This is a genomic window from Streptosporangium vulgare, from assembly GCF_042428775.1.
In the GTDB taxonomy this organism is placed as follows: domain Bacteria; phylum Actinomycetota; class Actinomycetes; order Streptosporangiales; family Streptosporangiaceae; genus Streptosporangium; species Streptosporangium vulgare.
Map to the genome: position 1 here is coordinate 285,091 of NZ_JBHMBS010000001.1, position 26,647 is coordinate 311,737.

The window sequence follows — 26,647 nt, forward strand, 5'->3', positions numbered from 1 at the left end:
CCTAGTGAACGGCGGGAGTTCCCGCTGTGCCGTTTTCGCGGGACCTCATAGGGTCCTCGCGTAGCGGAAGTAGCCGGCGAGGTCGTCGACGGCCGCGACGCGATCGATCCGCACCTCGGTCCCGGTCCTCCGCGCATTGATCATCTTGCCCTGGCCGACATAGATGCCGACGTGGTGGGTCCTGACTTTACGCTTGCCGACCTTGCCGTAGAAAACGAGATCCCCCGGCCTCGCCACGGCGGCCGGGATCCTCTTGAGCCGCCTGACGTGGTCGTCGGTGTTGCCCGGTCCCAGCACGTCACGCCCGTAGGCGAGGTGGTAGACCCAGCGGGTGAGACCGGAGCAGTCGAGCCCGAGGGTCCTGGTGGCCGGGCAGGGCTTGATCGATCCCCGGTAGCCCTGGCAGGTGCCGAGGGAGGGGCCCGGGTCCTCGTCGTGGCCGCCGCCCCAGGAGTAGGGGATCTCCCCGCCCCGCCAGCCGGGCTGGTGCTGCCCGGCCTCGATCGCGTACGCGATGGCGGTGATCCGGTTGGGGGTGACGGGCCGGGTCGGTATCCAGGCGGAGGCGCTCAGGAGCAGGAACGTTCCCAGGAGCACGGCCGCAGCGGCCTGTTTGCGGCGCCGGTGAGGAGCGTGGCGCCCGGGAGGACCGTGACCGCCGGGAGGGCCCGAGAAGCCCGGAAGGCCGGAGGAGAGCCCGAGGAGGCCGTGGCGTCCGGGGAACCGGCCGCGTCCTCGCGGGCCGAGGGGGGCGGAACGCCGATCCACGGCCAGGGAAGGCGTGAGATCCGCCTCATCGTCCCGGAGTGCCTCTGCCACGTCACCTCGCCTGGTCGGCCCCTGTGAGTCATGACCAGTCTGCCTAAAAAGCCGGTGATGCGCGTTGTGCGTGGATTTACCCCGTACCGTGCGGGTTCGGCGGCGGGGGCGCCCCTGACCTCGTGGCGTCCTCGAGGGCCGGAAGGCCGCGAGGCGTGGGCTGTTCCCGCCGTTCCTGCCGCTCCTGCGGTTCGGAGGGAGGCTGACCGGACGGCGTGGGTGGCGGGACTCCGAGGCAGGGGATGAAGCCGCTCATGACCGGGGCTTCGAGGGGCGTCCATGACCGGGACGAACGGGTGACGGGTATCGCGACACACGGCGACACACGGCGACCCGCGTGCGGGGCACGCGGGTCGCGGTGGTGCCGGTTACGGTGCCGGGGCGCGGTGTGGAGGCGCCGCCCGTGTCCCGTGGCCGGTCGTCAGTTGTTGTCGTCCCCGTCGTCGTCCGTGCCGCCGTCGTCGTCCACGCCGGGTCCGGTCGTCGTGTTGACGACGTCGGGACCGTCGTCCACGTCATCGTCGCCCTCGCCCCCGCAACCGCCGACCAGGCCGACGAGGGTCGCCATCGCCGCGGCGGCGAGTGCCGCCTTCCGCGTGGTCTGAGCAAGCATGCACAACCTCCAGCTGGTGGTTCTTCGGCCGGACGCGTCGGCGTCCGGCCCCCCCTCTGTCCCGTCCGGCGGTGATCTAACACCGGGAGGAGATGCCGTGTTTGCCGTGCTGATCGCGGTGCTGAGCGTGGTGTCGATCGCGGCAGGGGCGCTCGGGGTGGTGGTGTCCAACACGTTCGGCGTCGACCGGACGTTGACGAGCACCGTGTCCCTACTGGTGAGCGGCCTGGCGAGCGGGGTCGTCGCCGTGATGCCGGTGAGGCGTCACCGTGCGCGGTCCAAGGGGTCCGGCACCCGGCCCACGGTGTCCGACGCCTCGGAGAGGGTGAGCGGATCGCCGGAGGCGGCCCGGACGGCGCCGTCCGTCACGGAGAACACCGCCAGATGAAGCGATCCGGGTCCGACGAGGGCTCCGGTGAGGCGGAACCACTTCTCGCACGCGGGAAACCGGATCTCGAAGCCGGTGAACTCGTCCCGGTTTCGGATCGCGGACCGGTGCGCACCTCATGCGGTCGGAGGGGAGGCGCGTGCGAAAGGCCGCCTCCCCATCTCGTATCTCGTACGGAGGCCGCGACTCTCGTACGGAGGCCGCGACGCCTTCGGATGGGGTTTCGGCCGTCGGCGGGGTGGGCCGCGGGCGGTGCGCGATGACCGTCCGCGGCCCGGTGGGACCTCACGTCAGCCGCGCAGGCTCCACTGCTGGTTCGGGCCGCCGTTGCACGCCCACAGGATCATCCTCGTACCGTTGGCGGTACCGGCGCCGTTGGCGTCCAGGCACAACCCGGACTGCACACCGGTGATGGTGCCGTTGGAGTTGAGGTTCCACTGCTGGTTGGCCTGCCCGTTGCAGTCCCAGATCACCACCTGGGTGCCGTTCGAGGTGCCCTGGCCGTAGGCGTCCAGGCACTTGCCGCCGAACACCTGCAACTGCTTGCCCGACGTGTACGTCCACCGCTGGCCGGTGCCGCCGTTGCAGTCCCACAGCTGCGCCTGGGCGCCGTTGGTCGCCGTGCCGCCGTTGATGTCCACGCATCGCCCCGACTGGCCGCCGACGATCGTGCCGTTCTGCTGGTTGCTCCCGCCGTTTCCCTGCCTGACGAGCGATTTCGACTCGGCCGATCGATTCCCCTGAGCGTCCACGACGTAGAGCCGGTACTCACCGTTCGACGTCGGAACGGCGATGGAGGTCGCGGTTCCGCTCGCCCTGGTCATCGTGTTGCCGGCGACGAAGGACGTCGTACCCGAGGGAGCCAGCCAGACCGTCTTGCTCGCATCGCCGGCGCCCCGGATGGGAATCGATGTCACACCGGTGCCGACGAACGTGCTGGCGGGCAGGACGTAGTCCGGCAGGGAAAGATTGCTCGGGGGGATGATGTTCCTGTACGCGTCCTCGAGTCCGGAGTTCACGGCGATGCCATAGGCCTGCGACGGCCAGACATAGTCGGAAGATACGAGGATGTCCTGGATCGTACTGTTCGGCAGGTTCTTGTTGGAGACCTTGTTGATGGGGCCGTACGTCTGCGTGATGCTCAGATCGTGCTTACGCCCGAAGTCGTCGGAGTTGATGAGCCACGTGATGTTCTTGTCCACGCTCAGGACGTTGTCGCGGAAAGTCATGTTCCCTGAGCCTTCGTCCGGGTGGAGCCCGTACTTGTGGCCGGACGGGACGCCCTGCATGTAGTTGTTGTTGATCGTGGTTCCCGGCTGGTTGCCCAGCGTGTAGACGGGAGCAGTGTCACTCAGGCGCTGCACCGTGTCGACGAAGTGGTTGTGGCTGATGGTGTTGTTCTTCGCCGTGGTGGTCGGCCGGTTGGGCGCGATCGAGCCTGACGATCCGTCGAAGTTCCACCAGCCCCAACCGAGCGTCACACCGGACCACGGGGTTTTCTCGATGCGGTTGTGCTGGATGGACAGGCCGTCGGCGAAGTACGCCGAGATGGGGCTGTGCCCGTTGAACAACACGGCACTGTCGTAAATGTAGTTGTTCTTTATCGTGATGTTCTTGGGGGCTCCTTCGACCTGGGCGGGATACTTCTCGCGATTCGTCGAGGTGTGATCCCCGATGTAGACATGCTGGGGATGGCCCACGGCGATGGCGGATCCGGCGATGTCGTTGGTGTAGTTTCCGATCAACTGCGTGTTCACCACGTCGTTGACCATGTTGATTCCATCGACGCCGGTGTGCTGTATCCGGTTGTTCTGCAGGACGAGCCCGTCAGCGTTGTCGATCTGAATGATGCCGGGCGCCATGTCGACATTGCGGTAGTAATAGACGTGGAAGTTCTGCTTGGCATACGCCTGCGCGCCGAGATTGCCCTGCTGGGCCTGTTTGAACGCCGAGCCGGCCACGTTGAACAGGTTCCAGTCGGAGTGCTGGACCGTGAGGCCGGAGAATGTGATGTTCCGGACGCGGCTGCTCGTGGAGGTGCCGGCGACCTTGAGAACGGTGGACACGTTGTTCGGCGCGAAAACCGTCGCGGTCGACATGTCCTCGGAGGCGGATTTGTAGTAGTACACCGTCCGGCTCGTCTTGTCGAAGAAGAACTCGCCCGGGGTGTCCAGGAACTCGTAGGCGTTCATGACCTTGTGGGTGCCGCCGACCTGGGCGTTCCCGTTGAAGGCGCCCTGGGCGATGGCCGCTCCCGGCTGCTGGAACAGGGCTATGCGGTTCGTGCCGTCAGAGGTGACCTGCCGGACTCCCACGATGGCCGTGGTCCAGGTCGTCCCTGTTTCTATTTCGATGTCGTCCTGATTGCCGGCGATGGCGGGAAAGTCACCCAGACCGTACTTCGCTCCCGCGCACTGCGAACCCGATTCCCATGCCCAGGACGCCTGCCCCGCCGTGATGGTGTAGTTTCCGGAGCACCCCGCCGATCCTATTGTTTTCGAAGCCATGTACGCTCGCCTGTCGTTGACATAGAGCGCGCGGAGCTTGTTGCCGCGATTCAGCGGGGCCTTCCAGATGTTCCCGCTGTGCTGCGTCCATCCGGTTACCTGAACACCTCCGTTGAGGACCGGCGTCTCGTTCTGGTACGCGGCGTATATGACCCGGTAACCATTCGTGCCGGAGTCGGCCGGCGTGAAGTCGATCGTGCTGCCGACCGAATAGTTGCCCCCGCGGAGATACACGTAGATGTCGCCGGTCATGTTGGCGTTCACCGTGCGCACGACGTCCCTCGCGCGCTGCGGGGTTCTGAACGGTGACGTGATCGTTCCGGGGTTGTCGTCGTTGCCGTCGGGGGCGACGTAGTACGTCGCCTGGGCCGCTGCCGAGGCCGGGGCACCACCCGCGAAGGCCGGCAGCGACACGGCGGCGACGAACACCGCGAGCGCCGCCAACGCCTTCCCGGCGGTGGACAAGGCTGACTTCACGCTCTGTTCCTTTCGTTGGTTCCGAGCGGGGTGTTCGCCGCGCGATCACCCCGCCGCGGCAGGACTTCATCGGGGTGTGCCATCGCGCGGGCGCGGCGCTGTCCCGCGGTCGAGGACATCGACCGCAGGGCCGTGCGCCCTTCCGGGCCGAGGAGTAGGCCGTCCTCACGCCATGCGCGGAAATCGCCGGTGGAGCGCGGGCCTCGGCGGGCTCGTCGCCGGTGAGGCCGGACGTCCTTGCCACGGGACGAGCGGTGCCGGCCGGTCTCGCGCACCGGGCGTTCACCGCTGACGGCTTCCGAGCCCTCCGGTACGCGAAGGACGAGCTCGCCGATGCCGAAGAAGCCCTGTCCGTCCGCCCGGCGCCGCGTTGGCGAGAGTCGCCGCCGGGGCGCGAAAGGCCTCCTCATGACACGCCCCAGGAATCCGTGGCAGACGTGGTGTTACCGTTTCGTAACGTATGACGTATGCCGACTGATGTTTGTGGTTAATGTCGCATTTACAAAGGTGTCCCGCAACAGTCGATGAAGCGGGGGAAGGCGCGTCCTCTTCCATCCCGGCGCCGCGATGCGGATGATCTTCCGCGCCATGGTGGACTTCCCGCGGGTCGCGATGGGCCCCGGTCGGCCGTGCTCGCGGTGCGGCCTGGCGGCTCGTGGGCCCGATCTGCCGGGTCAGGGGCGGTTTCCTCGTCGCCGCGCCGGTTGCCGGCGGCCCGGCGCGATCCGCCACGCGGTGCCCGCGGCGTACCGGATCCCCACCGGATCGGCCCGCGTTCCGGGCAGGCCGAGGGAGAAAGCCGCTCACGTCGGCCGCGGCGAATCGCGTTCGCCGATGTAAGTTTCATCGGCGAACGTGATCGCATTCGCCGGTTCGCTCCGACGTACCCGGGGTTCCTCGACCACGAGGATCCCGGATTCACTCCGCGGACCTGTGCGCACCTCGTGCCGCCGGGGGAGGAGCGCACGCGAAAGGCCGCCGACCATGCCCTCCGGGGAGGGACGATCGACGGCCTTTCGTGATACCTCTGGTCATCCTGGCCGGTTGTTCACCCGGCTCAGGAGCTCAGCGGCTCAGACGTCGTAGTAGAGCTCGAACTCGTGGGGGTGCGGGCGCAGGCGGATCGGGTCGATCTCGTTCTCGCGCTTGTAGGCGATCCAGGTCTCGATCAGGTCCGGCGTGAACACGCCGCCCTCCAGCAGGTACTCGTGGTCGGCCTCCAGGGCCGCGAGCACGTCCGACAGCGAGCCCGGGACCTGCGGGATGTTGCGGGCCTCCTCCGGGGGAAGCTCGTAGAGGTCCTTGTCGACCGGCTCGACCGGCTCGATCTTGTTGCGGATGCCGTCGATGCCCGCCATGAGCTGGGCGGCGAAGGCGAAGTACGGGTTGCAGGAGGGGTCGGGGACCCGGAACTCGATGCGCTTGGCCTTCGGGTTGGAGCCCGTGATCGGGATGCGGATGCACGCCGAGCGGTTGCGCTGGGAGTAGACCAGGTTGACCGGGGCCTCGTAGCCGGGCACCAGGCGGTGGTAGGAGTTGACCGTCGGGTTGGTGAACGCCAGCAGCGACGGGGCGTGCTTGAGCAGGCCGCCGATGTAGTAGCGGGCGGTGTCGGACAGGCCCGCGTAGCCGACCTCGTCGTAGAAGAGCGGCTCGCCGTCCTTCCAGAGCGACTGGTGGCAGTGCATGCCGGAGCCGTTGTCACCGAAGATCGGCTTGGGCATGAAGGTGACCGTGTGGCCGTGCTCCAGGGCCGTGCTCTTGACGATGTACTTGTACAGCATCAGGGTGTCGGCGGCCTTGAGCAGCGTGTTGAACCGGAAGTCGATCTCCGCCTGACCGGCCGTGCCCACCTCGTGGTGCTGCATCTCGACGTCGATCCCGGCGTCGATCAGCTTGCGGACCATCTCCGAGCGCAGGTCGGTGAAGTGGTCCATCGGCGGGACCGGGAAGTAGCCGCCCTTGAAGCGCGGCTTGTAACCGAGGTTGCCGCCGTCCTGGGCCTTGCCGCTGTTCCAGGCGCCCTCGATCGAGTCGATGTGGTAGTAGCTCGAGTGGGCGTTGGTCTCGAACCGCACGTCGTCGAAGATGTAGAACTCGGCCTCGGGGCCGAAGTAGACCGTGTCGGCGATGCCGGTGCCCTTGAGGTACTCCTCCGCCTTGCGGGCGACGTTGCGCGGGTCGCGGCTGTAGGCCTCACCCGTCAGCGGGTCGTGCACGAAGAAGTTGATGTTGAGCGTCTTGTGCTGCCTGAACGGGTCGAGGACGGCCGTGGACGGGTCGGGCAGCAGCAGCATGTCCGACTCGTGGATGGCCTGGAACCCGCGGATCGACGAGCCGTCGAACATGAGGCCGTCGGTGAAGACGCCGGCTCCGAAGTTCTCCGAGGGGAACGTGAAATGGTGCGTCGTCCCCGGCAGGTCGGTGAACCTGACGTCAACGAACTGCACCCCTTCGTCCTTGATGAACTTCAGGACGTCGTCGGCGGAGTTGAACACGCGAACCTCCCATGGGACGGGCTGACAGCCCGAAAGTATGCCTGTGCCGTTACCGCCCCGTGTCTCGTTTGTTTCACCCGTGTTAAGCGAACGTCGCCTCCACGCTAGTCCTCAAGTCCGCTCCGGACGGGTATGGCGGGTCTTTCCTTTGCCCGAGTTTCACGTCTCCGACGTCAGCCTCCGGCAGGCTCCCGGACGCGTGTCGTCCTCGGCGCGGGAGTAGGGATCCACGGCGGGACCGGTCGTCTCCACGTTGTTCAGGGAGTCCGGATAGAAGGGGTGGACGAAGCCGTCGTCGGTGTCGCACCGCGCCGAGGCAACACCCCCGCCGTTCCACTCGTTCACCCAGAAGCGCAGCCGGTCGCCGTCCCGCCACGCCTGCACGACGCCGATGTTGTGGGCGACGAGCCTCGTCAGGGTGTCCGGGCGGTCCGGCCGCTGGACCGCGTACACGAACAGGTAGTTGACCTTGACCCGGACGCCCCTGAGGCCGTCCTCCTCGAAGGCCGACAGCCGGGTCTCGCCGTCCACCTTGACGGTCCGGGTGACGAACTCGCCGCTTCCCGGCGCCAGGCTCGTCACCCACTCGCGGCTGTGGTACCCCTTCTTCCTGTCCGGTTTCTTGAGCCCCTTGACGAACGGTGTGCGCTGCTCCGGGTCCAGCAGGCGGATCAGCTTCTCCGGCCTGCCGCCCGTCAGCACCCTCTCGTCCAGGTGCGAGGCCACGAGGAGGTTCTTCGCGTGCCGCACGGCGGCGGACACCTCCTTGCGGCTCAGCCCGCCCACCGCCCTGGCGGGCGGCATGACCAGCCCCTCGGCGCCCTCGGCGTACCCCTGGGCGGGCGAGCCGTCGAAGGGGGAGGTCTTCCCCGGTTCCGCCCGTGCCGTCTCCACGGGCTCGTTCGTCCCGGCGGTCTCTCCCGACTCTCCCGCCGTCAGGTCCGAGAGCCGTCCGGAGACGGCGGTACGGACCTGGTCGACGACATCCGGCCGGTAGGAGACGAACACCCCGGCCGCCGCGACCAGGACCACCACGGCGATCGCCGCGTTCCGCAGCCTCCGGCGCCGCCGGAGGCGGGGATGGCGCGCCCACTCCTGGGCGGCGGCCTTGTTCATCCGCCGGCGTTCCCGCTCGTCGATCTGAGCCGTGAGCGCCCTGAAACGCTCGTCGATGTCGTCGATGTCGGACACGGGGTTCTCCGGGGGGTGATCGCGAGGGGGTGCCGACACACATGATCCACGGCTTTCGCGTGACACCGGTAGCCGGTGGCCGGTCGGCGGCGCGGGCGGATGCGAGGGCGGCGTCCCGGACGGCTACCGTTGGAGCATGAGCAGCAAGCAGCCGCGTTGGACCCAGACCTGGCTCGGCGGCGTCAGGTCCGCCGGAGTCGATCTCGGCTATCCGGGGGAGCGGCTCGGGCTGCCCCGGGAGGGCAGCGGCTCGGTGGCCGGGTTCGGCCGCAGGATCGGCGCCATCGTGATCGACTGGCTGATCTGCACCTGGGCGATCACCCAGGGGCTCCTGCGGGTCGACCCCACCGCGGCGCCCTGGGTGCCGATCCTGGTCCTCGCCGCCGAATACCTCCTGCTCGTGGGCACCATGGGGATGACCTTCGGGATGCGTCTGCTCGGCGTCCGGGTCGCCGCGCTCGGCGGCGGCGCCCCCGGGTTCGTCGCCGTGCTGGTACGGACCTTCCTGCTCTGCCTGGCCGTGCCCGCCCTCGTCTGGGACCGCGACCAGCGCGGCCTGCACGACCGCGCGGCGAACACCGTGGTCGTACGCCTCTGAGTCGCCCCCGCTTTCCGCTCCCACCCGCCTGCCGGAGTCCGCTCCGTGTCCATGATCGCGCCCGCTTCCGGGCTTCGGGGTCCGGACGGGAAAGCCGCGGGGCCCGGCCGGGAAAGGCCCCCCACTCGGGTCGGCGCGACCAGCCCCAAAGTAACGCTCTGTAATGTCTCGGGGCTGGTGCGTAGCGGTCACGGATGGGCGGTACCGGACCGTAACGACATCAGTGCGCAGCAGAGTGCTTGCGAATCTTCAGAGCGATCGGGGGAGAGAAAGGATCCCTGCCGATGCGCAGAGAGTGGGAGCCGGAGGACCTCATCGAGTGCTGGACATTGGATGAGGCCGAGGCCGAGTTGCTGGCGAACAAAAGCGGCGCGACCCGTCTCGGATTCGCACTGATGCTGAAGTTCTTCGAGCTGGAGGGCCGTTTCCCACGCCGGGAGGACGTGCCGAAGGCCGCAGTGGACTACGTGGCCGGCCAGGTGATGGTCGATGCGGCGCTGTTCGCCGAGTATCGCTGGTCGGGCAGCACGATCGAGTACCACCGGGCACAGATCCGCCGGTTCCACGGCTTTCGCGAGCCGACGGTCGCCGATGAGGACAAGCTGACGTTCTGGCTGGCCGACAAGATCTGCCCGGTGGAGACCTCGCGGGAGCGGCTGCGTGCCGCGCTGCTGACCCGCTGCCGCGAGGATCGGACCGAGCCTCCTACGCCCAAGCAGATCGAGCGGCCGGCAGGCGCGGCCGAGGCGCTGTTCGAGCGGGAGTTCACTGCCACCACGATGCGACGGTTCCCGGTCTCGGCAGCGGCCGCGCTCGAAGACTTGATCGCGGTTCCCGATCCCGACCCGGACGGCGAGGGAGAGGCCGCGGCCGCCGCGGCGCGCAGTTTCCTGCAGGAGCTCAAGGAGGACCCGGGGCCGCTGCAGTTGGAGACGCTGCCGGCCGAGATCGTCAAGCTGGAGCGGGTCAAGGCGGTCGGGTTACCGGACAACCTGTTCGAGGTGGTGTCGGAGAAGGGAGAAGGTCGTGGAGGTGTGGCGGGCACGGGCGATGCGCATGTACCCGTCCGACTTCGCCGTCGCACCTGAGTCGATCAGGCTGACCCTGCCGGCGGCGCTGTGCTGGGTGCGCAAGGCGGAGATGATCGACGGCCTGGTGGAGTTGCTGGTCCAGCTCGTCCACAAGATCAGCGTGCGGGCCGAGAAGAAGGTCGAGAACGAGCTGAGCAGTGAGTTCCGGCGGGTGCAGGGCAAGCACGGCATCTTGGCCCGGCTCGCCCAGGCGGCCCTGGACCTTTGACTACGCCGTGAGGCAGCCGGGCCAGCCGCGCTCAAGCAGGGCGGTGGCGACGTCCAGGGTGTGGCGGGCGTCGGCATCGATGATGTTGGCGAGGTCGGGGATCTGCAGGACATGGCGGACCAGAAGCCGGGCAGACAAGTCGTCGGCCGGCAGAGCGGCCTCTTGGGTGATAGTCGTGGTGAGCGGCTGCTGGGCCGCGGCCCAGGAGTGCAGCGCATAGTCGCGCAGTTCCGGGGTGGCCTGGATGACGTCGAGCACGCGTCGCTGGTCAGGGGCGGGGTCGGGGACGAACGGGCCGCGCCCGGCCATGAAGTCGTGGAGCGCCTCCAGGACGCTCTGGCCGGGTGCGCGGCGGTGGACGGCGTTGACCAGGTCGGCGACGAGCTGGCTGCGGCTGCCGGGGAAGACCAGGCTGGCCTTGCCCTCGGGGAAGTAGGCGAACAGGGTGGCGATCGAGGTGCCGGCCGTTTCGGCGATCTCGCGGACACCGACGTCGTCGTAGCCGCGGGCGGCGAACAGCTCCAGCGCGGCATCGGTGATGGCCTGCCGGGTGGCGGCCTTCTTGCGTTCGCGTAGTCCCGGTGGGCGGGCCGGGGACGTAGGCGTTGCCTGCGGAGGGTGGTGCGGCGGCACTTGGCGTTCGGGGGCGGGCCAGCCGTGGGCGAGCAGGGCGAAACCTGTGTCGATCTCGGCGCGCGGATCGTCACGCTGCCGGGGCTGGGTGCGGTCCAGGACGAATCGGGCCAGCGCGCGGGCGGCGATGCCGGCGCCGGGGGCGTCCGGCCCGGCTTGGCGGATCTCCTCGGCCAGCTTTTCTTCGTGCCGTAGCCACATGCGGCGGGCGTAGTCGTTCAGCGCCGGGGTGCGGGCGACGAGGCCGAGGAACGCGACGGCGTCCGGGTCGGCGGTCGCCGCGCAGGCGTGGGCCAGCAGCCAGTCGCGCAGGGCTTCCAGAACCGATACGTCTCTTGGGCGGTCGCGCACCGCGGAGATCAGGCCGGCCTGGACATCGTCTTCCTCGTCGAAGACCAGGGACTCCTTGGTTGGGAAGTGCTTGAACAGCCCGCTCATCGACACATCCGCGGCCTCGGCCACGTCCTTGACGGCCACCCGGTCGAAGCCGTGCTCCAGGAACAGCTCCAGCGCGGCGTCGGCGATCGCCTGCCTGGTGCGGGCCTTCTTGCGTTCCCTGCGCCCGGTGGTGGCCTCGGTCATGCCCTCAAGTCTATGGCATTGCCCGGAACAACTCCTTGAGTAGAGTTGTTATATTTTCAGAGCAACGACACGAGTGTTCTTGTTATTGTTTGACTTGGGGGTGATCGGCCATGGCCGACACGGCTGTCCCGCGGCCGCCCGCGCCGGCCGGGCGCTCGATCCGGATGGTCCTGGTCGGCGGGGCATTGCCGGCGATGCGGCTGGGGTGTCGGACAACGCGATCGTGGGCACGGCGACGCCGACGATGGTGCCGCGCCACATCCACCCCTGCCCATCGGTCTCGATACCCCCAGCGCCTCGGTCCTGGTCCTCGGCCGGCTCGCCGACGATGGCGTGCGGCCGGGCCATTCCGGCCACACCTTCGGGCAGGCGGGCCTTGGCCAGCCGCCGGCCGGAGCCGTCCATCACCTGCACATCGTGGTGGTCCTCGGCCCGGTCATCCCCCACGAACAAGCGCAACGGTTCTCCCGTTCTCGATCCCGATCACCCTGAGCAGTCCGGCGGGAGAACCTCGGCAACCTAATCAAGCAGTGCTCACGCCCAGGTGGGCGGGCACGACATCCATCAGCGATCAACTCTCCCGGCCGATCGGCAGGGGCACGGTCTTTCACCAGGACTCAACGTCCAGGAAACACAGAGTGCTCACCCGTCGGCGGCTACCACCATGGAGTCTGCCGGACGGCTTACTCCCAGAACTGATCAGGAAACTTCGATGAGCAAGCCGTACAGCGACGCCGCCAACATCCCGGTCAACGCGTCGCAACCCGTCCTCACCTACCACCCAGTCACCCTCGACGTTCCCGGCCGGCCCGTGCCGCTGCAGGTCAAGGTATCGATCCCCGCGAGCGGCACCGACCTGCCGCTCATCCTCCTGTCCCACGGGCACGGGATGGCGAACTTTCTGTCCTCCTACAACGGCTACGGGCCGCTGGCGAACTTCTTCGCCGCCCACGGATTCGCGGTCATCCAGCCGACCCACCTGGATTCGACGGCCCTCGGCCTGCGCGACACCGACCTCAAGGACGCGCCCCTGTTCTGGCGTGACCGCGCCACAGACATGCACAACATCCTCGACCGCCTCGACGACATCGAGGCCACCGTTCCCGGTCTCGCCGAACGGCGGATCGACAGGGATCGTGTCGGCGCCGTAGGACACTCCCTGGGCGGCAACACCGTCTCGCTCCTCCTCGGAGCCCGAATGCTGGACCCGAACGACGACCGCCCGAAGGACCTCTCCGACTCCCGGGTCAAGGCCGGAGTGCTCATCGGAGCTCCAGGCATCGGCAGCGACGACCACTTCGCCGACTGGGCCAAGACGAACTACCCGGTGCTGCAATACACCGATTTCAACCAGATGACAGGCGTCGGCCTGATCGTCGCGGGCGACGAGGACCTCAACCCCTACTTCTCCGATCGGCTCAGCTACCGTTCTGACGCCTACTCGGCCAGCCCCGCCGGCAACAAGACTTTGCTGACCATGTACGGCGCCGGTCACATCTTCGGCGGCATCTCCGGATACGACGCCGCAGAGACGAACGACGAAAATCCCGAGCGCGTGGCGACCCTGCGGGCTCTCGTGTGGGCCTACCTGCGCAGCCGGCTCTACCCGGACGACCCGGCCTGGAAGAACGCAGTGAACGCCCTGGAGAACGGCGAACACCCGATCGCCAAGGTCGAAACAAGATAGTTCCGCGAGGCGGTGGGCGGCGCGACGGCCGCCGCCCACCGCACTTCATCGCACCGGGACCTTCCACCCCATCACAGATCGCACAGGAGCAATCGCCACGTGGACCACGTTCGCCGCAACCGTCGGCGGTAGCGCCGCCGGACTCACCGGCCTCCCCTTCATCGTTGTCGCCTTCCGCTTCGACGTCGTCGCCGCCTCCCAGGCATACCGCAACCGCGCCGCGAAAATCGCCGCCGCCGGCTCCACCAACGGAATGGGCTTCTACGCCGCGAGTTCGCTGCTCGGCCTGACGTGGGGCGTCTAGGGGACGTGGATCTTCCTCACCCAGGCGGGCACGGACCAGACCAGCGCGGTAGCGAACGTGCATGACCAGCCCGGCACCCCTATCAGCCGCCTGACCGGACCCGCGCACTGAGGCGGTGCAGCCGCCGTGACGGACTGCAGCGAGGAGCCTCGCTCGCTAGGAGACGTTTCGCCCCCCATCCAGTCCCGACTATGCACATCCGGCCGCCATCATGTACGTGATAATCGTCTATTATCACGTACATGAGCGATCATGATGGCGCGGCGGCCAGGAGAACGTCTCGCCGGGACGCTGCGCGACTCCGGCCCGTTATCCGGTACATTACGGCGGACGTCGCTCGGCGGCCGGCATGAGCGCCGCACCGAAGGTCGCCGCCCTGCGCGGCGGGAACGTCACCCTCGCCGCAGCCGCCGACGCCTTTCTCGCGATCCCGCGCACGGCCAACCCCAACACCCACCGCGCCTACGCCTCCGCGATCGACCGCACCGTTGCCCGGCTCGGCCGAGACCGGCCGCTCGCCGAAGTCGCCGACGCCGAGATCGGCACCGCGCTCGCCGAGCTGTGGGGCGCGAGCGCGCCGGCGACCTGGAACCGCAACCGCGCCGCCGTCACCTCCTGGCTGTCCTGGTGCCAGACCAAGAAGTACTGGGCCGCGCCGTCGGTCCCGGCCGACGCCGAACGCCGTAAGGAAACCGCCGACGAGACCCGCGCCGTGGCCAAGACCACGATTCACCGGCTGCTGTCGCGCCGCGACATCCCCCTTCGGGAGCGGGCGCTGTGGCGGATGCTCTACGAAACCGTAGCCCGCGCCGCCGAGATCCTGGCGCTGAACGTCGAGGACCTCGACCTGGAGCACCGGCGCGCTCCCGTCCGGTCCAAGGGCGGCGCCGTCGAGTGGGTGTACTGGGACAGCGGCACCGCCCACCTGCTGCCCCGCCTGCTCCGGCTCCCCGACGGCAGCACGCGTACGCACGGTCCGCTGTTCCTGTCCGAACGCCGCCCCGTCCCGGCCCGCCGCCCTGCGGCCGCCGACATCTGCCCGCACACCGGCCGCGCCCGCCTCGGCTACGACCGCGCCCGCGTCCTGCTGGAGAAGTACGCCGGGCTCGACCTGCACCAGCTACGCCACAGCGCCGCCACCCATCTCGGCGACGCCGAGATCCCGCTGCAACTCATCATGGGCAAGACACGGCACAAGAACCCGCGCACCGCCATGCGCTACGTCAAACCCGGGGCTGAGGCCATCGCCGCAGTCACCGAGCATCTTGCTCCACCCCGGCGCCGACACTGATCAGGGCTGTTGCGACAACCCGTTGCCCGGGCTTCCAGTAGCGCCAAAATCCGGTCCGATCTCCCCGGAGGCCTACCCGCGAGTAGAGTCCTGGGCCCCGGACACATCGCGAACCGGCTGCGAGGCGCGAACGGCCACTTCGTCGCTGGCGGCACCGGATCAGTCGCGCTGAGGAAGTGCGTTCAGGCACAGACCGTGACATTGACTATGCAGAGTTACTTCGGGGCTGGTCGCGCCGACCCGAGTGGGGGCCCGAAAAAGGTGCCGGGACCGATTCCTTTTCCGGCCGACGGCCGTCATACCGGGGGCGGCCGCGCCGGGCGGTACGCCGTACGGGAGGTATGAGGTCGTGACCGGGAACGAGACAGGCCGGGAAGTGGTGGAGGACGGCGAGGTCCTGGCCGCCGCGCTGGCGGGGGACGAGCCGGCGTTCGGCGCGCTCGCCGAGCGGTACCGGCGGGAGCTGCGGGTGCACTGCTACCGGATGCTCGGCTCGTTCGAGGAGTCCGAGGACATGGTGCAGGAGACGTTCCTGCGCGCCTGGCGCAAGAGGGAGAGCTTCCAGGGACGCTCGACGTTCCGGGCCTGGCTGTACCGGATCGCGACCAACGCGTGCCTGGACTTCCTCGATCGCCACCCGCGCCGCCCGCGCCCGCGCGAGGCGCCGGTGCTGGCCACCCCCGGCGTGCCGTCACCGTCGTCGACCGAGGTCTTCTGGCTGCGCCCCTACCCGGACCGGCTCCTGGAGCCCGCCGCGCCCGCGGGCGCCGAGCCGGACGCCGCCGTGGTCGCCAAGGAGACGATCGAGCTGGCGTTCATGGCCGCCATCCAGCACCTGCCTCCCCGGCAGCGGGTGGTGCTGATCCTGCGCGACGTGCTCGGCTGGTCGGCGCAGGAGGCCGCCGCGCTGCTGGAGGTGAGCGTCGTCTCGGTGAAGAGCACCCTGCAGCGGGCACGGTCGACGATGCGGGAGAACCTGCCCGCGCGACGGCTGGAGTGGGCGCCGTCCTCGGATCCGACCGGTGAGGAACGCGCGGTGCTGCAGCGCTACATCGACGCCGTCGAGCAGGCAGATCCCGCCATCCTGGCCGGGGTGCTGCGCGCGGACGCGTGGCAGTCGATGCCGCCGGCGCCGATCTGGATCCTGGGCGGGCCGGCGATCGTCGACGCGTGGCGCCCGGCCATGGTCGGCCCCGAGGCGTGGGGGGACTGGCGCGTCCTGCCCACCCGCGCCAACCGGCAGCCCGCGGCGGCGGCGTACGTCAAGCGTGCCGGAGAGTCCGAGTACCACGGCTCGTGGCTCGGTGTCCTGCGGGTCGAGGACGGGCTGGTCAGCCAGATCACGACCTTCGGTGCCGAGATCTTCCCGGCTTTCGGCCTTCCCCAGACGCTGTGACAGGCGCCGGTGAGGACCCGGCGGACACTGCGGTGAGCGCCGGTGCGGGGCCGGGAGACGCTGTGACGGGCACGGGCACGGGTACGGGTACGGGGCCGGGAGACGCTGTGGTGAGCGCCGGTGAGGATCCGCCCCCCTCACCTCCCGGGCGGTCCGGGCCGTCGTTCGACGTGCGCAGGATCGTCGTCGAGCCCGGGGGATCGCGCGTCCACGACGCGGCCGAGTGGCGGGGGGCGATCGTCCTGCTGGAGCGCGGGCGGATCGAGCTGGTCTGCTCCGACGGCGACCACCGGGCCTTCCGGCGCGGCGACGTGCTGTGGCTGGACGGGCTGCCGGTACGGGCCCTGCGCAACCCGGGGCCGGAGCCCGCCGTCCTGCTCGCGATCTCCCGGCGTTGATTTCCCCGCTCTTGGGACCCGGACCGATTCCTTTCCCGGCGTCGCACCGTCGTACAGGTCGTACGTCTCATCGCGAAGTATTGATGAAGGGGAAGATCGTGAACGACATGCAGAAGCGGGTCCAGGAGGCGGCCGACAAGCTCGTGGAGTCCGGTGCCGAGCGGGGCCTGCAGGTCGCCGCGTACCGGCACGGCGAGCTGGTGGTGGACGTCGTCGCGGGCGTCGCCGATCCGGCCACCGGGCGTCTCGTCACGCCGGACACGCCGTTCTGGAGCGCCTCGACCGGCAAGGGCGTCACCTCGACCGTGGCGCACGTGCTCGTGGAGCGGGGCGTCCTCGGCTACGACACGCCGATCGCCGAGCTGTGGCCGGAGTTCGGCGCCCACGGCAAGGAGCGCGCGACCCTGCGGCACGCCCTGACCCACTCGACGGGCGTGCCCGGCGTACCGGTGGCCACCACCCCCGAGGACCTGTGCGACTGGGAGGCGATGTGCGCGGTGATCGCCGGGGCCACGCCCTGGTGGGAGCCGGGTACCAGGAGCGGCTACCACCCCCAGTCGTTCGGCTACATCGTCGGCGAGATCGTCCGCCGGGCCACCGGCACGCCGATCTCCCACGTCCTGCGGGAGGAGGTCGCCGGGCCGCTGGGGGTGGCGGACGAGCTGTTCTTCGGCGTCCCCGAGTCCGAGCTGGGCAGGCTGGCCCGCCTGGAGGACGCGCCGAACGACTTCGAGATGCCCGAGGGGATGTCCGCGGAGACGATGTTCGCGGACGTCCCGTTCTTCAAGGTCGTGGACGGCTACACGGCGGCGCCGATGGCGGCGATGCCCGACGCGGCCTTCGGCAACCGCGCAGACGTGCTGACCTCGGACATCCCGGCGGGCGGCACCATGTCCGCCCGCGCCGTGGCCCGCATGTACGCCGCCCTGCTGGGCGAGGTGGACGGCGTCCGGCTCGTCTCGCCGGAACGGCTCCGCGAGATCACCGCGGTGGAGTTCGGCGGCATGGACGAGGTCACCGCCTTCCCGGCGACCAGGTCCCTCGGGTACGCCCTCGGCGCCACCGAGCTCCTGGACAGTCCCACCCTGTTCGGCATGGCGGGCAGCGGCGGATCGGCCGCGTACGCCGACACGGCCACCGGGATCGCGGTCGCCGTGACCAAGAATCTCGTCTCCGCAGGGGAGTTCGGCACCTTCGACGCCCTCGGCGGGCTCGTCCTGAACGCCGGTGGCGACCGTTAGGCGCCGTCAGGCGTGAGCGGGTCACCCCGCCGGGTCACCCCGGCGGGGTCCCGCGCCTGACCGTGCGGGGCCGCCTGCCGTGCGGGCCGTCTGACCGCGTGGGCCGCCTGACCGTGCGGGGTCGTCTGCTGGGCGGGGCCGTTCACCGTACGCGGGGCGTCCACCGTACGTGGGGCGTTCAACGTGCGCGGTCGTCTGGCGTGCGCGGTCGTCCGCCGCGCGAGGGTCGCTACCGCGCGCAGGTGAAGATCGCGGTACCGGGCAGGTGACGGCCGCGCAGCGGGCTCCAGCCGCCCCACTCGCGGTCGTGGCCCGGCGGCCACTCGGGCTCGGTCAGCCCCCGCAGCACGAGCCCCGACGCGGTGATGAGCCCCACCCAGTCGGCCATCGTGCGGTGGTGCTCGACATAGGACGGCCGCCCGTCCTCGCCGATCTCCACGTACGCGGAACGGTCGAAGTAGGAGCGGTCGGAGGTGAGCCCGGCGGGGCCCGGGTCGTCGGGGAAGGCCCAGCGGATCGGGTGGCTCACCGAGAAGACCAGCAGGCCCCCGGGGCGCAGCACCCGGTGGATCTCGGCCAGCACGGCCCCGGCGTCGGCCACGAAGGGCAGCGCGCCGTAGGCCGAGCAGGCCAGGTCGAACGTCTGGTCGGCGAAGGGCAGCACCTCCGCGTCCGCCTGGACCACCGGCAGCGCGGACCCGGCCTCCAGGTCGATCCGGCCGGAGTGCTGGAGCTGGCGGAAGGACAGGTCGAAGGCGGCCACCCTGGCGCCCTGCCCGGCCAGCCAGCGCCCGCACTGCCCGGCACCGCAGCCGATCTCCAGCACGTCCCTGCCCGCGACGTCGCCCAGCAGGCGGGCGTCGGCCTCGTCAAGGCCCTCGGGACCCCAGACGAACCCGGCGTCGCGCAGGAACTCCCCGTGCTCCGCCTGGTACTCGTCGGCGGCGCCGTCCCACCAGCCGCGGTTGGCCCGGGAGGTGGCCGCGGCGTCCACCCGGTGGCGGCCCACCCCGGCGAGGCTCATCAGCGCATCTTCGGACGGGGCATCTTCGCGCCGCGCGGCAGCGGGCCCTTGGGCATCGGCAGCGTCTGCGGAAGCGCCTTCAGCCGGTTGTTGATCTCGTACAGGGCGGGCTTCTTGAGGTTGCGGGGCAGCTTCATCAGATGCCGCTGCAGCTTGGCCAGCGGGACCTGCCCGTCGCCGTCGCCGGACTGGATGTCGTAGACGGGGACGTCCAGCGCGACCCGCTGGACGCGCTTCTTCTCGGCGACGAGCATCTTCTGCACGCGGCTGCCCGGCCCCTCGGAGACCAGGATGATGCCGGGGTAGCCGACCACGCGGTGCACGATGTCCTGGTCACGGGTGACGGCGACGGCGGGGGTGACCTCCCAGTTGCCGCGCATGCCCTGCAGGATCGCGGCGGCGGCACCGACCTGCCCGTGCAACATGGAGTACTGGGCCCTCTGGGCGAGCTGGCCGAAAACCACCAGCCCGACGGTGAGGGCCAGCATGATCCCGATGAAGAGGAGATACCAGAACCAGCCCGTGACCAGGCCGATCACCACGCACAGCGCGAGCGTGCCCAGCGCCGAGGCGTAGACGATCGGCATCCCCTTGGGGTTTGCCTCTTTGATGATCTTCGCGATCATGCGGAGCTGCTTGATGCGCCCCGGGCGCTCTGTGTCTTCGGGCTTCTTGGCCATGTTCTGAAGGATACAAATCCAGGGCTCAAGAAGTGAAAACGTGACCTGCCGAGCTCCGGTTCCGGCACCGGGAGCGGCGAGGCGCCCGTGACCGTACGGGTTCACCGTCGCCGGGCGGCCCCCGTCGTACGCGCGGACATCCTTTCCCGCGCGGAGAGGGGCGCCGGATGGGGGAGCAGGGGGCGGAAAACCGGAAGGACCCCGCTCGGGAGCGGGGTCCTTCCGGTTTCCAGGAGGGGCTCAGGCGTGCTGGCGAGCCTCGACGGCCTGCTTGTACAGACGGCCCGCCCGGTAGGAGGAGCGGACCAGCGGCCCGGAGAGGACTCCGGCGAAACCGATGGCCTCCGCCTCCTTCTGCAGCTCCACGAACTCCTCCGGCTTCACCCAGCGCTCGACGGGGTGGTGGCGCGGGGTGGGCCGCAGGTACTGGGTCACGGTGAGCAGGTCGCACCCGGCCTCGTGCAGGTCGCGCATGGCCTGGACGATCTCCTCACGCTCCTCGCCCATGCCGAGGATCAGGTTGGACTTGGTCACCAGACCGGCCTGACGGGCCTTGGTGATCACTCCCAGGGACCGGTCGTAGCGGAACGCGGGCCGGATGCGCTTGAAGATCCGCGGGACGGTCTCGATGTTGTGCGCGAACACCTCGGGCCTGGAGGAGAACACCTCCTCCAGCTGGGCCTGGTCGCCGTTGAAGTCGGGCACCAGCAGCTCGACGCCGCAGCCGGGCAGGAGCGCGTGGATCTGCCGCGCGGTCTCGGCGTACAGCCACGCGCCGCCGTCGGGCAGGTCGTCACGGGCGACACCGGTCACGGTGGCGTAGTTGAGCCCCATCTGCCGCACCGAGTCTGCCACGCGGCGGGGCTCGTCGGTGTCGTACGCCTTGGGCTTGCCGGTGTCGATCTGGCAGAAGTCGCACCGGCGGGTGCACTGGTCGCCGCCGATGAGGAAGGTGGCCTCGCGGTCCTCCCAGCACTCGGAGATGTTGGGACACCCCGCCTCCTGGCAGACCGTGTGCAGCCCTTCGCGTTTGACCAGCGCCCTGAGCTCGGTGTGGTTCGGACCCGCCCTGAACTTGGTCTTGATCCAGTCGGGCTTCTTCTCGATGGGGGTCTCGGCGTTGCGGACCTCGAGGCGGAGGAGCTTCCGCCCCTCGGGGGCGACGGTCATGCGAGCTCCTTCGTCGGTCGGGGGACCGAGGTGGTGCACATCGAGGTGCGGTAAATGTCGTCACGCTCGCTCACCTCACCAGCTTATGTCCCGCCGCGGGTTGCGGCGGACCCGGGTCACCGTGGGTGAGGGGACGCGGAGAACGGTCCTGGAAGCGGTGTTGAGGAGCGGTGCTCGGGGAGCGGTGGGGGGCGGTGTCAGGAGCGTCAGGAGCGCCGGGACCGGCGCGGAGGAGGGGGGAACGGCGCCGGGAATGCCGGAAACGGTGCGGGGCGGCCTCGCGGCCGCTCCCCGCTCCACCGGCTCCGGACGCGACGCGCGGCCGGAGCCCGGTGCGCCGGTGCCGGGGTCAGCGCCGGAACAGGTCTTCCTCGGGCAGCTCGAAGGCCTGCGCGCCCAGCGCCTCCGCCAGGTGCTTCTCGGCGTACGGCAGGACCTCGTCGACCACGATCCGGCGGCCGGTCTCGGCCGACAGCGAGGAGACCCCGGCGTCGCTGATGCCGCACGGGACGATCCGGTTGTACCAGCTCGGGTCGTTGGAGCAGTTGAGCGCGAACCCGTGCATCGTGACGCCGCCGGAGACCCGGATGCCGATCGCCCCGACCTTCCTGTCCGGCAGGCCGTGCGAGGGGTCTCCGGCCACCCAGACGCCGCCGCGCCCCTCCACCCGGCCCGCCTGGACCCCGAAGTCGGCGCAGACGTGCACCAGGGTCTCCTCCAGGAGCCTCACGTAGGCGTTCACGTCGAGGGAGCCGCCGAGCCTCACGATCGGGTAGCCGACCAGCTGGCCGGGGCCGTGCCAGGTGATCCGCCCGCCCCGGTCGACCTCGACGACCGGGGTGCCGTCGGAGGGCCTCTCGTGCGGCGCGGTGCGTTTGCCCGCCGTGTAGACCGGCGCGTGTTCGAGCATCAGGCAGGTGTCTGGAATCTCCTCGGCCACCCGGCGCGCGTGGATGCGCCGCTGAAGATCCCATGCCTGCTCGTAGGGGAAGTCAACGCCAAGACGGACGATTGCCAGGTCACTCACGCCTCAAGAGTAGTTGACCCGTTCGTGGTTAAGACGTGAGAAGCCGAGGCTCGATGCGGAACTCCTTGGCCCCGCCCGCCCCGTCGTGCTCGACCTTGTAGGCGTAGGCGTCCGGATACACGCTGACGGCCTGGATGAACTCGGTGCCCACGTAGTGCAGGGCGACGCCCTCGTCGGCGGCGTAGCCCTCCGGAAGCTCGCCCGAGGCCACCGCCTCGTGCAGCAGCTGCCGGCGCTGCGGGTCGGAGTTGTAGTGGACGCCGCAGGAGTAGGGCAGAATGCCCAGGCCGTCGGACCACACCCGCAGCGTCGGCCCGAAGGAGTCGGTGTTGCCGCCCACGTGCCAGCAGAGCGCCCCGGCGCTCTGGCCCGCCAGCACCACGCCCGCCCGCCACGCCTCCTCGAAGATCTCGTCGAGGCCGTGCAGCCGCCACAGGGCCGCCAGGTTGGCCACGCTGCCGCCGCTGACGTAGATGATGTCCTGGCCGAGCACCCACTCGCGCGGGTCCTCGACGTTGGGCATCGGGAACACGGTCAGGTGGCTGACCTCGACGTCCCACGCGCCGAAGGCGCCGTACATCCTCAGCAGCCACTCCGCGTCGTCGCCGGTGGCGGTGGCGAGCAGGCCCAGGCGGGGCCGGTCCTGGCCGGTGAGGTCGAGGGCGTACCTGAGCAGCGGGCTCGCCTCCATGGTCCCCTGGCGGATGGAGGCGCGGAACGAGCCGCCCCCGATCGCGAGGATGTGCGACTGCCCGGGGCTGCCCATGTCCGTCTCCCAGTGGTCTCGTCGGCCGGAACGCTGAAAACAGGGATCTTAGAGTACGGCGGCGAGTGCCTCCTTGAGACGCGTATGCCGGAACGTGTAGCCGCTGTCGAGCAGGCGCCGCGGGAGCACCCGCTGGCCGGTCAGCACCCCCTCCTCGGCGAACTCCCCGATGGCCGTGCGCAACACGAAGCCGGGCACGGCCAGCGGCATCGTGGGCCGGTGCAGGACCGCTCCGAGGGTCTTGGTGAACTCGGCGTTGGTGACCGGCTCGGGGGCCGTCAGGTTCACTGGGCCCGAGATTTCCGGATTTTTCAGGATGTATTGGACGGCGAGGACCCAGTCGTCGATGGAGATCCACGACCAGTACTGCCGCCCCGACCCCAGCGGGGCGCCCAGTCCCACCCTGAAGATGGGGAGAAGCTGCGACATCATGCCGCCCTGCCCGCTCAGCACCAGGCCGGTACGGAGCTTCACCACCCGGATGCCCGCCTCCTCCGCGGGCGCCGTCTCCGCCTCCCATGGCACCACGACCTCCTGCGCGAGGAACCCGGCACCGGCGGGCGCCGTCTCGTCCACCGCGACGTCCCCGGTGTCGCCGTAGAAGCCGATCGCCGAGCCGGACAGCAGCACCGCGGGCTTCGCCCGCAGACCGGCGAGCGCGCCCGCCAGGGTCCTGGTCCCCTCGACCCTGCTGCGGACCACCTCGCGCTTGTAGTCCTCGCTCCAGCGCCGGTCGCCGATGCCCGCGCCCGCGAGGTGGATCACCGCCTCCGCGCCCTCCAGCGCCTCCCGCTCGACGACCCCCTTGGCCGGGTTCCAGAAGGCCTCGTCGCCGCCCTCCGGCACCCGCCGCACCAAACGGACCACCCGGGCGCCGTCGTCCCGCAGAGCCTTGACCAGAGCCGATCCCAGCAGGCCCGAGGACCCGGTCACGATGATCTTCATGTCGTCCAATGTAATCGACCTCCCCCCGGATCTTCGGAAACCGGGCACCCACCGGATTCGCGTCATCACCGCGGGTTCTCAAGACCCGCCGCCGACGCGAGGGAAACGACCCGTACCCGGGGGGAGGAGCCGCGCCCGGGGGAGAACGAGCCGGGCCGGCCCGCGACGTCGCGGACCGGCCCGGTGGGAGAGAACGGGTGACTAGCCGTGCAGGCCCAGCTGGTTCTCGAAACGGCCCTCCTCCAGACGACGCTTGATCGTCGTCAGGAAGCGGGCGGCGTCGGCGCCGTCGACCAGGCGGTGGTCGTAGCTGAGCGCCAGGTACATCATCGAGCGGACGGCGATGACCTCGCCCTCGGGGGTGTCCAGGACCACCGGGCGCTTGACGACGGCACCGGTGCCCAGCATGCCGACCTGCGGCTGGTTGAGGATCGGCGTGTCGAACAGCGCGCCACGGCTGCCGGTGTTGGTCAGCGTGAACGTGCCGCCGGTGATCTCGTCCGGGCTCACCTTGTTGGTGCGGGTGCGCTCGGCGAGGTCGGCGATCTTACGGGACAGCCCCGCGATGTTGAGGTCGCCCGCGTCCTTGATCACCGGGACGAGCAGGCCGCGCTCGGTGTCCGTCGCGAAGCCGAGGTGCTCGGTGTCGAAGTACGTGACCTCGTTGGTCTCGCTGTTGATCGTGGCGTTCAGCTTCGGGTGCTGCTTGAGCGCCTCGATCGTGGCGAGGGCGAAGAACGGCGTGAACGTGAGCTTGACGCCCTCGCGCCGCTGGAACTCGGCCTTCGCCTGGTCGCGCAGCCGCGCGATCTTGGTGACGTCGACCTCGACCACGCTGGTGAGCTGGGCGGAGACCTGCAGCGACTCGACCATGCGCTTGGCGATGGTCTGACGCAGCCGCGACATCTTCTCGGTGCGCCCGCGCAGCGTGGTGTCCACCACGACCGGCTCGGGGGCCTGCGGGGCGGACGCCTGGGCCGGGGCCTGGGCGGCGGCCTGGGGGGCCTGCGCCTGGGCCTGGGCCGCGCTGGCGCGCTCGCGCTGGTCGCGGGCGGCCTCCAGCACGTCCTGCTTGCGGATGCGCCCGCCGACACCGGTGCCGGTCAGCGAGTCGAGGTCCACGCCGTGCTCGCCGGCGAGCTTGCGCACCAGCGGGGTGACGTACGGGCTGTCGCCCGACGGCTGCGCGGCGGGCTCGGACGCCGCGATCGGGGACGGCGGCGCGGCCGGGGAGGACTGGACGGTCTGCGGGGCCTGTGCCTGGGGCTGAGCCTGGGGCGCCTGCTGCTGCGGGGCGGGGGCCTGCTGCGGCTGCGCGGGGGCCTGCTGCTGCGGGGCCTGCTGCTGCGGGGCGGGCTGCGGGATCGAGGAGGCCGGCTGCGCCTGCTGCTGCGGGGCGGGCTCGGGCTCCGGCTCGGGGGCCTTCTCCTGCGCCGGGGCGGCGGCGCCCTCGGTGCCGTTCTCGTCGATGACGGCGAGCTCGGCGCCGACCTCGACGGTCTCGTCCTCGGCCACCACGATCTTCGTGAGGATGCCCGCCGCGGGGGAGGGGATCTCGGTGTCGACCTTGTCGGTGGAGACTTCGAGAAGCGGCTCGTCGGCCTCGACGCGCTCGCCCTCCTTCTTCAGCCAACGGGTGACGGTGCCCTCCGTGACGCTCTCACCGAGCTGGGGCATCTGTACGGACTTCGGCATGGGTTGTCTTCTCTCGCGTTCCGAGTGAGGGCTTGCGTTAGTTGTGGACGTGGAGCGGCTTGCCGGCCAGTGCCAGCATCGCCTCGCCGACGGCCTCGGACTGGGTGGGGTGCGCGTGGATGAGCTGCGCGACCTCGGAGGGCAGGGCCTCCCAGTTGTAGATCAGCTGACCCTCGGTCACCAGCTCGCCGATGCGGCGGCCGACCATGTGCACCCCGAGCACCGGGCCGTCCTTCGCCGCGATGATCTTGACGGCGCCCTGCGTCTGCAGGATCTGGCTCTTGGGGTTGCCCGCGAGGTCGTAGGTCAGCTCGACGATCTCGTGGCCGCGCTCCCTGGCCTGGGCGGAGGTGATGCCCACCGAGGCGACCTCGGGGTCGGAGTAGGTGATCCTGGGCACGCCGTCGTAGTCGATCGGCACGGGGTTCAAACCGGCGATGTGCTCGGCCACCAGGATGCCCTCGGCGAAGCCCGCGTGCGCGAGCTGCAGGGTCGGGATGAGGTCACCGACCGCGTACACGCCCGGCACGCTGGTCTGGCAGAACTCGTTCACCGTGACGGTGCCGCGCTCGATCGCGATGCCCGCCTCCTCGAAGCCCATGCCCGCGGAGACCGCGCCGCGGCCGACCGCGACGAGCAGCAGCTCGGCGTCGAGGGTCTTGCCGTTGGCCAGGCTGACGACCACGCCGGTGTCGGTGGTCTTGACGCCCTCGAAGAAGACGCCCAGCTCCTGCTTGATGCCGCGGCGGCGGAAAGAGCGCTCCAGGAGCTTGGAGCTGGACTCCTCCTCCAGGGGCAGCAGGTGCGGCAGGCCCTCGACGATCGTCACCTCGGCGCCGAAGGAGCGCCAGACGCTGGCGAACTCCACGCCGATGACGCCGCCGCCCAGGACGACCACCGAGGTGGGCACCCGGTCGAGCTTGAGCGCGTGCTCGCTGGTGATGATCCGCTCGCCGTCGATCTCCAGGCCCGGGAGGGACCTGGGCGCGGAGCCGGTCGCCAGCACGATGTTGCGACCCTCGTAGACCTCGGAGCCCACCGCCACCCGGTTCGGGCCCGCGAGACGGCCCTCACCCTCGATGATCGTGATGCCCTTGCTCTTGAGAAGGCCCTGCACGCCCTTCCAGGCGCGAGTGACGATCTTGTCCTTGAACGCGTGGACCGCGGGCACGTCGATGCCCTCGAAACGGGCCTTGACGCCGTAGGTCGCGCTCTCCCGCGTCTCGTCGGCGACCTCCGCGGAGTGCAGAAGCGCCTTGGTGGGAATGCACCCCCGGTGCAGGCACGTACCGCCGATCTTGTCCTTCTCGATCAGCGCGACCGTCTTGCCCAGCTCGGCCGCCCGCAGAGCGCAGGCATACCCACCGCTACCGCCACCTAGGACGACGATGTCGTAGGGGCCGCTGCCATCAGCCACA

24 protein-coding genes are annotated in these 26,647 nt (G+C 69.9%); 9 read left to right on the forward strand and 15 right to left on the reverse strand.

Features of this window, described 5'->3' with window-relative positions; genetic code table 11:
- Positions 1–45: 45 nt before the first annotated feature.
- Both ACFFRH_RS01230 and ACFFRH_RS01235 read right to left on the reverse strand, forming a co-directional pair.
- Positions 46–597 carry a C40 family peptidase gene (locus tag ACFFRH_RS01230; protein WP_344743339.1) on the reverse strand — a complete coding sequence of 184 codons (552 nt, stop codon included), beginning with the start codon at positions 595–597 and terminating at the stop codon, positions 46–48.
- Positions 598–1,240: 643 nt separating this feature from the next.
- Entirely contained in the window at positions 1,241–1,432 is a 192-nt protein-coding gene (locus ACFFRH_RS01235; RefSeq protein WP_344743340.1) for a hypothetical protein, read from the reverse strand.
- A gap of 97 nt (positions 1,433–1,529) precedes the next feature.
- On the opposite strand from ACFFRH_RS01235, the gene ACFFRH_RS01240 reads away from it, so the two are divergent.
- Positions 1,530–1,820: a hypothetical protein gene (locus ACFFRH_RS01240; protein WP_344743341.1), complete on the forward strand. Its 291-nt coding sequence runs from the start codon at positions 1,530–1,532 to the stop codon at positions 1,818–1,820.
- 290 nt (positions 1,821–2,110) lie between these two features.
- Here the strand turns inward: ACFFRH_RS01240 and ACFFRH_RS01245 are convergent, their stop codons facing one another.
- From ACFFRH_RS01245 to ACFFRH_RS01255, 3 genes are all read right to left on the reverse strand, one after another.
- Positions 2,111–4,804 (reverse strand): ricin-type beta-trefoil lectin domain protein, encoded by a 2,694-nt coding sequence (locus ACFFRH_RS01245; protein ID WP_344743342.1) that lies wholly within the window; start codon positions 4,802–4,804, stop codon positions 2,111–2,113.
- A 1,073-nt stretch (positions 4,805–5,877) separates the two neighbouring features.
- Entirely contained in the window at positions 5,878–7,302 is a 1,425-nt protein-coding gene (glnA, locus tag ACFFRH_RS01250) for a type I glutamate--ammonia ligase (RefSeq protein WP_344916640.1), read from the reverse strand.
- 159 nt (positions 7,303–7,461) lie between these two features.
- Positions 7,462–8,493 (reverse strand): hypothetical protein, encoded by a 1,032-nt coding sequence (locus ACFFRH_RS01255; protein WP_386153347.1) that lies wholly within the window; start codon positions 8,491–8,493, stop codon positions 7,462–7,464.
- A 136-nt stretch (positions 8,494–8,629) separates the two neighbouring features.
- Between ACFFRH_RS01255 and ACFFRH_RS01260 the strand changes: the two genes are divergently transcribed.
- The 3 genes from ACFFRH_RS01260 (at position 8,630) to ACFFRH_RS01270 (ending at position 10,390) form a co-directional block, all read left to right on the forward strand.
- A complete protein-coding gene (locus tag ACFFRH_RS01260) occupies positions 8,630–9,091 on the forward strand; it encodes an RDD family protein (protein WP_386153350.1) in 462 nt (153 codons plus the stop codon).
- A 284-nt stretch (positions 9,092–9,375) separates the two neighbouring features.
- Positions 9,376–10,179: a DUF4158 domain-containing protein gene (locus ACFFRH_RS01265; RefSeq protein ID WP_386153353.1), complete on the forward strand. Its 804-nt coding sequence runs from the start codon at positions 9,376–9,378 to the stop codon at positions 10,177–10,179.
- Positions 10,148–10,390 carry a hypothetical protein gene (locus tag ACFFRH_RS01270; RefSeq protein ID WP_386153356.1) on the forward strand — a complete coding sequence of 81 codons (243 nt, stop codon included), beginning with the start codon at positions 10,148–10,150 and terminating at the stop codon, positions 10,388–10,390. The genes ACFFRH_RS01265 and ACFFRH_RS01270 overlap by 32 nt, the downstream gene beginning before the upstream one ends.
- Here ACFFRH_RS01270 and ACFFRH_RS01275 read toward each other — a convergent pair whose 3' ends face one another.
- A complete protein-coding gene (locus tag ACFFRH_RS01275) occupies positions 10,391–11,605 on the reverse strand; it encodes a TetR/AcrR family transcriptional regulator (protein WP_386153359.1) in 1,215 nt (404 codons plus the stop codon).
- A gap of 48 nt (positions 11,606–11,653) precedes the next feature.
- Positions 11,654–12,064, reverse strand: a complete 411-nt coding sequence (locus tag ACFFRH_RS01280; RefSeq protein WP_386153362.1) for a hypothetical protein — start codon at positions 12,062–12,064, stop codon at positions 11,654–11,656.
- Positions 12,065–12,317: 253 nt separating this feature from the next.
- Here ACFFRH_RS01280 and ACFFRH_RS01285 point away from each other — a divergent pair, with 253 nt between their 5' ends.
- The 5 genes from ACFFRH_RS01285 to ACFFRH_RS01305 all read left to right on the forward strand — a co-directional run bounded on the left by ACFFRH_RS01285 (position 12,318) and on the right by ACFFRH_RS01305 (position 17,922).
- Entirely contained in the window at positions 12,318–13,292 is a 975-nt protein-coding gene (locus ACFFRH_RS01285) for an alpha/beta hydrolase family protein (protein WP_386153365.1), read from the forward strand.
- 653 nt (positions 13,293–13,945) lie between these two features.
- Positions 13,946–14,887, forward strand: coding sequence for a tyrosine-type recombinase/integrase (locus ACFFRH_RS01290; protein WP_386153368.1), 942 nt, complete (start codon positions 13,946–13,948; stop codon positions 14,885–14,887).
- A gap of 349 nt (positions 14,888–15,236) precedes the next feature.
- Positions 15,237–16,283 carry an RNA polymerase subunit sigma-70 gene (locus ACFFRH_RS01295; RefSeq protein WP_386153371.1) on the forward strand — a complete coding sequence of 349 codons (1,047 nt, stop codon included), beginning with the start codon at positions 15,237–15,239 and terminating at the stop codon, positions 16,281–16,283.
- 110 nt (positions 16,284–16,393) lie between these two features.
- Positions 16,394–16,681 (forward strand): cupin domain-containing protein, encoded by a 288-nt coding sequence (locus tag ACFFRH_RS01300; RefSeq protein ID WP_386153374.1) that lies wholly within the window; start codon positions 16,394–16,396, stop codon positions 16,679–16,681.
- A 107-nt stretch (positions 16,682–16,788) separates the two neighbouring features.
- A complete protein-coding gene (locus ACFFRH_RS01305) occupies positions 16,789–17,922 on the forward strand; it encodes a serine hydrolase domain-containing protein (protein WP_386154233.1) in 1,134 nt (377 codons plus the stop codon).
- A 229-nt stretch (positions 17,923–18,151) separates the two neighbouring features.
- Here ACFFRH_RS01305 and ACFFRH_RS01310 read toward each other — a convergent pair whose 3' ends face one another.
- The 8 genes from ACFFRH_RS01310 to lpdA form a co-directional block, all read right to left on the reverse strand.
- Positions 18,152–18,946 carry a class I SAM-dependent methyltransferase gene (locus ACFFRH_RS01310; RefSeq protein WP_386153377.1) on the reverse strand — a complete coding sequence of 265 codons (795 nt, stop codon included), beginning with the start codon at positions 18,944–18,946 and terminating at the stop codon, positions 18,152–18,154.
- A complete protein-coding gene (locus ACFFRH_RS01315) occupies positions 18,946–19,626 on the reverse strand; it encodes a DUF4191 domain-containing protein (protein ID WP_386153380.1) in 681 nt (226 codons plus the stop codon). Before ACFFRH_RS01315 ends, ACFFRH_RS01310 begins: the two co-directional genes overlap by 1 nt.
- 240 nt (positions 19,627–19,866) lie before the next feature.
- On the reverse strand, positions 19,867–20,796 hold the full coding sequence (gene lipA, locus ACFFRH_RS01320) for a lipoyl synthase (RefSeq protein ID WP_362874352.1): 930 nt from the start codon (positions 20,794–20,796) through the stop codon (positions 19,867–19,869).
- 349 nt (positions 20,797–21,145) lie between these two features.
- Positions 21,146–21,823 (reverse strand): lipoyl(octanoyl) transferase LipB, encoded by a 678-nt coding sequence (gene lipB / locus ACFFRH_RS01325; protein ID WP_350970771.1) that lies wholly within the window; start codon positions 21,821–21,823, stop codon positions 21,146–21,148.
- Between the two features lie 28 nt (positions 21,824–21,851).
- Positions 21,852–22,589: a Type 1 glutamine amidotransferase-like domain-containing protein gene (locus ACFFRH_RS01330; RefSeq protein ID WP_386153385.1), complete on the reverse strand. Its 738-nt coding sequence runs from the start codon at positions 22,587–22,589 to the stop codon at positions 21,852–21,854.
- 48 nt (positions 22,590–22,637) lie between these two features.
- The gene (locus tag ACFFRH_RS01335) at positions 22,638–23,534 is read right to left on the reverse strand and encodes a TIGR01777 family oxidoreductase (protein ID WP_386153388.1); all 897 of its coding nucleotides are present in this window, start codon (positions 23,532–23,534) and stop codon (positions 22,638–22,640) included.
- A gap of 201 nt (positions 23,535–23,735) precedes the next feature.
- A complete protein-coding gene (gene sucB, locus ACFFRH_RS01340; protein WP_386153391.1) occupies positions 23,736–25,229 on the reverse strand; it encodes a 2-oxoglutarate dehydrogenase, E2 component, dihydrolipoamide succinyltransferase in 1,494 nt (497 codons plus the stop codon).
- Positions 25,230–25,266: 37 nt separating this feature from the next.
- Entirely contained in the window at positions 25,267–26,646 is a 1,380-nt protein-coding gene (gene lpdA / locus ACFFRH_RS01345) for a dihydrolipoyl dehydrogenase (RefSeq protein WP_386153394.1), read from the reverse strand.
- Between the last annotated feature and the right edge of the window lies 1 nt (position 26,647).

What these genes read in the sequence shown, in the direction of transcription:
- ACFFRH_RS01235 (WP_344743340.1), bottom strand. Translation starts at nt 1,432, where the DNA reads ATGCTTGCTCAGACCACGCGGAAGGCGGCACTCGCCGCCGCGGCGATG.
- ACFFRH_RS01260 (WP_386153350.1), top strand. Translation starts at nt 8,630, where the DNA reads ATGAGCAGCAAGCAGCCGCGTTGGACCCAGACCTGGCTCGGCGGCGTC.
- ACFFRH_RS01265 (WP_386153353.1), top strand. Translation starts at nt 9,376, where the DNA reads ATGCGCAGAGAGTGGGAGCCGGAGGACCTCATCGAGTGCTGGACATTG.
- ACFFRH_RS01270 (WP_386153356.1), top strand. Translation starts at nt 10,148, where the DNA reads ATGTACCCGTCCGACTTCGCCGTCGCACCTGAGTCGATCAGGCTGACC.
- ACFFRH_RS01275 (WP_386153359.1), bottom strand. Translation starts at nt 11,605, where the DNA reads ATGACCGAGGCCACCACCGGGCGCAGGGAACGCAAGAAGGCCCGCACC.
- ACFFRH_RS01285 (WP_386153365.1), top strand. Translation starts at nt 12,318, where the DNA reads ATGAGCAAGCCGTACAGCGACGCCGCCAACATCCCGGTCAACGCGTCG.
- ACFFRH_RS01290 (WP_386153368.1), top strand. Translation starts at nt 13,946, where the DNA reads ATGAGCGCCGCACCGAAGGTCGCCGCCCTGCGCGGCGGGAACGTCACC.
- ACFFRH_RS01305 (WP_386154233.1), top strand. Translation starts at nt 16,789, where the DNA reads ATGCAGAAGCGGGTCCAGGAGGCGGCCGACAAGCTCGTGGAGTCCGGT.
- ACFFRH_RS01310 (WP_386153377.1), bottom strand. Translation starts at nt 18,946, where the DNA reads ATGAGCCTCGCCGGGGTGGGCCGCCACCGGGTGGACGCCGCGGCCACC.
- ACFFRH_RS01315 (WP_386153380.1), bottom strand. Translation starts at nt 19,626, where the DNA reads ATGGCCAAGAAGCCCGAAGACACAGAGCGCCCGGGGCGCATCAAGCAG.
- lipA (WP_362874352.1), bottom strand. Translation starts at nt 20,796, where the DNA reads ATGACCGTCGCCCCCGAGGGGCGGAAGCTCCTCCGCCTCGAGGTCCGC.
- ACFFRH_RS01330 (WP_386153385.1), bottom strand. Translation starts at nt 22,589, where the DNA reads ATGGGCAGCCCCGGGCAGTCGCACATCCTCGCGATCGGGGGCGGCTCG.
- ACFFRH_RS01335 (WP_386153388.1), bottom strand. Translation starts at nt 23,534, where the DNA reads ATGAAGATCATCGTGACCGGGTCCTCGGGCCTGCTGGGATCGGCTCTG.
- sucB (WP_386153391.1), bottom strand. Translation starts at nt 25,229, where the DNA reads ATGCCGAAGTCCGTACAGATGCCCCAGCTCGGTGAGAGCGTCACGGAG.